This is a genomic window from Candidatus Thiodiazotropha endolucinida, from assembly GCF_001715975.1.
Lineage (GTDB): Bacteria > Pseudomonadota > Gammaproteobacteria > Chromatiales > Chromatiaceae > Thiodiazotropha > Thiodiazotropha endolucinida.
This window is the reverse complement of record NZ_MARB01000015.1, coordinates 122,970-128,969: the sequence shown is the minus strand read 5'-3', so window position 1 is coordinate 128,969 and position 6,000 is coordinate 122,970. Positions and strand designations below refer to the sequence as shown.

The 6,000-nt window shown below is 54.5% G+C and carries 4 protein-coding genes; 1 reads left to right on the top strand and 3 read right to left on the bottom strand.

Annotated features, from left to right (window positions below):
• Window positions 1-364 precede the first annotated feature (364 nt).
• Entirely contained in the window at window positions 365-916 is a 552-nt protein-coding gene (locus CODIS_RS13600; protein WP_069126087.1) for a DUF924 family protein, read from the top strand.
• Between the two features lie 272 nt (window positions 917-1,188).
• Here CODIS_RS13600 and fusA read toward each other — a convergent pair whose 3' ends face one another.
• From fusA to dsrA, 3 genes are all read right to left on the bottom strand, one after another.
• On the bottom strand, window positions 1,189-3,261 hold the full coding sequence (gene fusA / locus CODIS_RS13595; RefSeq protein ID WP_069126086.1) for an elongation factor G: 2,073 nt from the start codon (window positions 3,259-3,261) through the stop codon (window positions 1,189-1,191).
• Window positions 3,262-3,617: 356 nt separating this feature from the next.
• Window positions 3,618-4,694, bottom strand: a complete 1,077-nt coding sequence (gene dsrB / locus CODIS_RS13590; protein WP_069126084.1) for a dissimilatory-type sulfite reductase subunit beta — start codon at window positions 4,692-4,694, stop codon at window positions 3,618-3,620.
• Window positions 4,695-4,705: 11 nt separating this feature from the next.
• On the bottom strand, window positions 4,706-5,962 hold the full coding sequence (gene dsrA / locus CODIS_RS13585) for a dissimilatory-type sulfite reductase subunit alpha (protein WP_069126082.1): 1,257 nt from the start codon (window positions 5,960-5,962) through the stop codon (window positions 4,706-4,708).
• Window positions 5,963-6,000: the final 38 nt, after the last annotated feature.

The window sequence follows — 6,000 nt, the reverse complement described above, 5'->3', positions numbered from 1 at the left end:
ATCAATCGCTAGATTGAGCGGTAATTACACCGCCAAACGAATTTGACGGCTGACGACGGGTAAAAATCAACAGCCTGCTAGTGTGTATCGATATTGATCTCTGAATCTCTGCTGCTCTGCGATACCTCCTTTGGTCGGTAGATGGTGCAACTCGACGCCGAGTATCTCTTTACATAGGATATTCCAATAGGATTCGGTATACGTCGGATGGAGATGCCAGGCCTGATCAACCTGATCGGATGGGGTGACTTCACTTTTCTAAATGGCAGCCTATCCTTTAGCTCATGGCTCTCTTTTAGAGGTCGGCCTTGGCCTTATAGTTACTTGACCGGCGGAGAATCGTCAAATCCGTTACTGCATTGAGATGAGCGACAAAGAAGTAAACGAGATCATCGAGTTTTGGTTTTCCGGCCGGGTTAAACCGCTGCGTTTCAATTCAACAGCGGAATTCGATGAGGAGATCAGGGATCGCTATCTGAGACTCTGGCATCGAGGGCGTAAGGGCGAGTTGGATCATTGGAAAGGAACAAAAGAGGGTTGCCTTGCATTGGTCATCCTTCTCGATCAATTTCCCTTGAATATGTTTCGCCACCAGTCTGAAGCCTTTTCCACGGAACAGCAGTCCCGTGACGTGGCCGGATTTGCCATCGATGCCGGCTTCGACAAACAGATGCCTGGTGCATGGCAGGCTTTTCTCTACCTGCCGTTCATGCACAGCGAGTCCCTCACCGATCAGGATAGATCGGTTTCGCTGTTCGAATCAGCGGGCTTGCATGAGAATCTCAAATGGGCCAAACACCATCGAGCGCTGATAAGGCGATTCGGCCGCTTTCCCCACAGGAATGAGATATTGGGCCGAAAGAGCACAGCAGACGAGCTGGCCTATTTGAATTCAAATCAAGCGTTTACCGGATAGCGTGTTATCGGTTATGGAAAAATATTTAGCCGCGAATGGACACTAATCACCGCAAATATTCGCAAACAAGGATGGGGGTTTTTGGCTGATTAAACGTGATCAATCGAAATCAACTCCTTTGGCCTAAACAGCCTAGTGCATATCTGATAAGTGTGGAGGGTTGAACGGATGTTTTTATGGTGAATCAAGCGATCGTAATATCTTATGCGTAAATTTGCCGTGATTAGCGTCCATCCGCGGCTTGTTATTTCTCGCCATTGCCAAGTCAGTAGCTAGCGCCCCAAAGATTTCATAATCGTTGCCGGTACTGCGGCGAAATGGTCGATCTCCATGGTGAATGAACCGCGGCCGTGGGTTGCGGAGCGCAGTTCCGTCGCGTAGCCGAACATCTCGGAAAGGGGTACCTGGTTACGAATCGCCTTGATCTGACCCGGCCGGTCAGAGACACCGTCGATCTCGGCGCGCCGATTGGCCAATTGTGCCAGCACATCGCCCAGGTGTTCTTCGGGGGTGATGACCTCACATCGAACAATCGGTTCGAGCAAAACCGGCACGCCTTTCTCCAGGCCGCTGCGCAGTGCCATGCCTGCTGCTATTTGGTAGGCCATAGGATTGGAGTCCACGCTGTGTTCGGAGCCGTCAGTCAGGGCTACTTTGATGTCGGTAACGGGATAGCCACCGATGACCCCGCTCCGGGCCGCCTCACGGATGCCGCTCTCCACTGCCGAGATATAAGCAGCGGGAATTGCGCCGCCGCTGATCCGGTTTTCAAATAGCAGCCCTGAACCCGTCACCCCCGGCGTTATCTCGATGACCACGTGGCCGTATTGTCCATGGCCTCCTGTCTGTCTGACAAAGCGGCCTTCGACCCCCGCAGCGGTTTGAGTGATGGTCTCTTTATAGGCCACCTTGGGATTGCCGGTGCGGACATTGACGCCTTGCTCGCGTTGTAGCCTGTCCAGCAGTACCTCCAGGTGAAGCTCGCCCATGCCGGAGAGGATCGTCTGTCCGGTCTCTTCATCGGTTTCGGCCTTGAAGGTGGGGTCATCTTCCGCAAGGTGGTGCAGGGCATCAGCCAGGCGTTCATTATCCTGCGCTGTAATCGGCGCCACTGTGATCTTGATGACAGGGTCGGGAAAACTGATCGATTCGAGTAACAATGGATGTTTTGGATCGCAGAGAGTGTCGCCGGTGACTGCGTCCTTCATACCCAACAGGGCGGCAATGTCTCCGGCATGGATGACTTCGATATCCTCCCGATGCTCGGCATACATCCGTTCCAGCCGTCCAACCCGTTGGTTGCGCTTGTGGCGCGGGTTGAGCACCATGGCACCCGTTTGCAAACTGCCTGAGTAGACGCGGACATAGCAGAGACGCCCGGCATAGGGATCGGTGACGGTCTTGAACAGGAGTGCACAGAGGGGGCTGTCATTACTCGGAGCACGCATGATCGCTTCACCCTTCACCGGGTGAACGCCCTGGATTTCACCGATATCGAGGGGGGAAGGCAGATAGCGGATCAGTGCGTCGAGCAGAGGCTGAACGCCCCGGTTTCTCAGTGCACTGCCGCAAAGGACAGGCACGATTGCATTATCCAGCGTGGCGCGACGCAGGGCGTCGTGGATCATCTCTTCATCGGCCTCACCGCCTTCCAACCAGATCGACAGCAGTGTGTCATCCTGTTCGGCAAGTTGCTCGATCATTATTGCGCGGGCAGATTCCGCATCAGCCAGGTGTTGTGCCGGTATCTCTTCGTACTCCCTGTGTGCACCCAGTTCATCGTGCCAACGGATGAGTTGCATGCTGATCAGGTCTATCACACCTTCAAAATCGGCTTCCACGCCCAGGGGTAGTTGCAGGGGGATCGGGTTGGCGCCGAGCTGCTCGCGAATGGTTTCGACCGCATGCTTGAAGTCGGCGCCGATGCGATCCATTTTATTGATAAAACAGAGACGGGGAACGCGATACCGGTCCGCTTGACGCCAAACCGTTTCGCTTTGAGGTTCCACGCCCTGGGAGGCATCAAACACCACAACAGCCCCATCCAGTACCCGCAAAGCCCGCTGCACCTCAGCGGTAAAGTCGATATGCCCGGGTGTATCGATAAGGTTGATTTGATGTTCGTTCCAAAAGGCGGAGACAGCTGCATCCACAATGGTGATTCCACGCTCTCGTTCCTGATCCATCCAATCGGTGACGGTGGTGCCGCTGTCCACCGAGCCCAACTGATGGGTACGACCCGCATAATAGAGTATGCGTTCCGTAGTGGTGGTCTTGCCGGCGTCTATATGGGCGATCAAACCGATATTGCGTAAACGCTCAATGGGGACAGCTTTGGCAGTCATAGGTTAGAGTCTTATTGTTGTATCAAAGTGGATTTCATCAAACACAACTCATTCTAGTCTACCCGAGCGTGTTGCGGTAATGGGTGGGGGTTTAACAGGGGCTTGGTGATGAATCTATTGGGAGATTAGCCGCAAATGAACGCTAATCACCGCAAAATTTTCGCAAATAGTCTGATAAGTATTTCAACCGGATCAGGGCATACTAAAGATCACGAATGAGAAAGTACTTGATATCTGGGCGATTGGTTCAGTTTTAATAGTCTCAACAATATCTCATGATATGGATCGACAAAAAGATTCGCGTATATTTGCGGTGATTAGCGTTCATTCGCGGCTTGAGTCTCTAAACCCTGGCATCAAAAACGCAGATGGCTCGAGGCGTTCAGACTCTTTTGCTGGCCGCGCCAGTTGTCGATATGGAATTTGGTGAACGGCAGTTCGGTAAGTTCGAAGAAGCGCGGCCAACCGATGCGTTCCACCCAGTCATTGATTCGCTCCCAATCCTTTGCGTCCTGCCGATAGACAGCCAGTATCCGCTTTACAATGGCCGTAGCCTCCGGCCAGCGGGGCGGATTGTTGGGGATGCCTGCAGCCACCAGTTTTTGAAAGCTCGGTCTGCCACGCGCATTGGAGTGATTGCCGCCGATCCAGACAGCCAGTTTCGAGTGTTGCGGATCATTGATCTGCATCGGCGGGCAGGGGGGGTAACAGGCGCCGCAGCAGACGCACTTGCGTTCATCGACCTCCAAGGAGGGTTTGCCATTCACCATCGCCGGACGAATGGCGGCGACCGGACAGCGGGCGACCACCGAGGGGCGTTCACACACATTCGCCACCTGGTCATGGTTGATCTTCGGCGGCTTGGTGTGTTGGATATTGATGGCGATATCCCCCTGTCCGCCACAGTTGATCTGGCAGCAGGAGGTGGTGATATGGACCCGGTTCGGCATATTCCAGGCGCGGAATTCGCCGATCAGCTGGTCCATCATCGATTTCACCACGCCGGAGGCGTCGGTGGCGGGGATGTCGCAGTGGAGCCAGCCCTGGGTATGGGAGATCGAGGTAACGGAGTTTCTGGTGCCGCCGACGATAAAGCCGTTGCGCTCCAGCTCGTTGATCAGCGGATCAACCCTGGCGCCGTCCGCCAGCATGAATTCGATATTACTGCGAATCGTGAAACGTACATAGCCATCCGCATAGCGGTCACCGATCTCACAAAGCTTGCGCAGGGTGAACAGGTCGAGGATGCGTTGTGTGCCCGCACGCACTGTCCAGATCTCGTCGCCGTCATGGGCGACATGCTTCAACACCCCGGGTTTGGGATCTTCATGGTATTTCCATTGTCCGAAGTTTTTCTTCATCACGGGATGCATATATTGCATCCCGTCGGGACAACCGCTTTCAATGGGGATTCTGCGTTGTGAGGCTGGCATCGAATTGACTCCTAGGCTGCATTGGCATCGCTGCTGTTTTTACGCTCTGTCCACTTCGCGGCCTCTTGCTCCCAATTGTCGGTTCGGACATAGGAGCTCTCCCGCGGATGAACGATCATGTTGGGATCCATTTCGATATTCAATGCATCGAGAAAGTTGGCCAGGCCGATGCGCTCGATCATCTCGCCGATACGTTCATGTTCCAACGCGTTCTCGGCGAAGAAATCGATCACCTCTTCAGCGAGTTCCACCAAACGCTCATAATCCGCTTCCGTCTCCACCTTCATGAAAGGCACGATTACGGTACCGAAGCGGTCGCCTATCTTGAGTGTGCGCTTGCCGCCGATGAGCACGCTGATGCCGCGGTCATTTCCCGGAGAGAGGGCCTTCGGCATCACATTCAGGCAGTGCATGCAGCGTACGCAGTTGCGGTTGTCCACACTGAGGGTGTCGTCATCATTGAGGGACAAGGCGCGGGTCGGGCAGCGGGTGATGACATTGTCCACCAGATACTTCCGCCCTTTGTCGGCGACATATTCCCGCACCATCTGCTGATCCACCTGCATCTCATCGCGCCAGGTGCCGATTACCGCAAAATCGGCCCGTTCGATGGCGTTCATGCAATCGTTGGGACAACCGGAGACCTTGAACTTGAACTTGTAGGGCAGGGCGGGGCGGTGCATCTCGTCAAGAAAGTTGTTGACCAGACTGCGGTGGATATCGTGCTCATTGGTACAGGACTGTTCGCATCGGCCGGAGCCGACACAGGATTGTGCCGTCCTGACACAGGGGCCGGCCCCGCCCAGATCGAAGCCATAGTCATTGATCTTATCGAAAAATCGCTGGGTGTTCTCCGTGGTGGCGCCGATGAACATGATGTTACCCGTCTGGCCATGAAAGGTGACCAGGCCTGAGCCCCACTTCTCCCAACTGTTCGCAAGCTGCCGCAGGCAATCGGTGGTGTAGTAGTTGCCCGCGGGCGGTTGAACCCGCAGGGTGTGGAACTCCTTCGATTTCGGAAACAGGTGGCCGATTTCGGAAAAGCGCGGGATGATCCCGCCGCCATAGCCGAAGACACTGACGGTTCCCCCTTTCCAGTAGCCTTTGATCGTCTCATAAGAGTGTTCCAACTGTCCTAACAGGTCATTGGTGGCTTCACGAATGCGGGGGTCGCTGTGATGGTCACGCAAGCGCTTTATACCGGTGATGAAACCGGGCCACTCGCCACTCTCCAGCTGGTCAAGCATCGGTGTCTGGTGCTTTTTCATATCGGCTCACCCAATTGAATAACTGTTAACAGAAATAG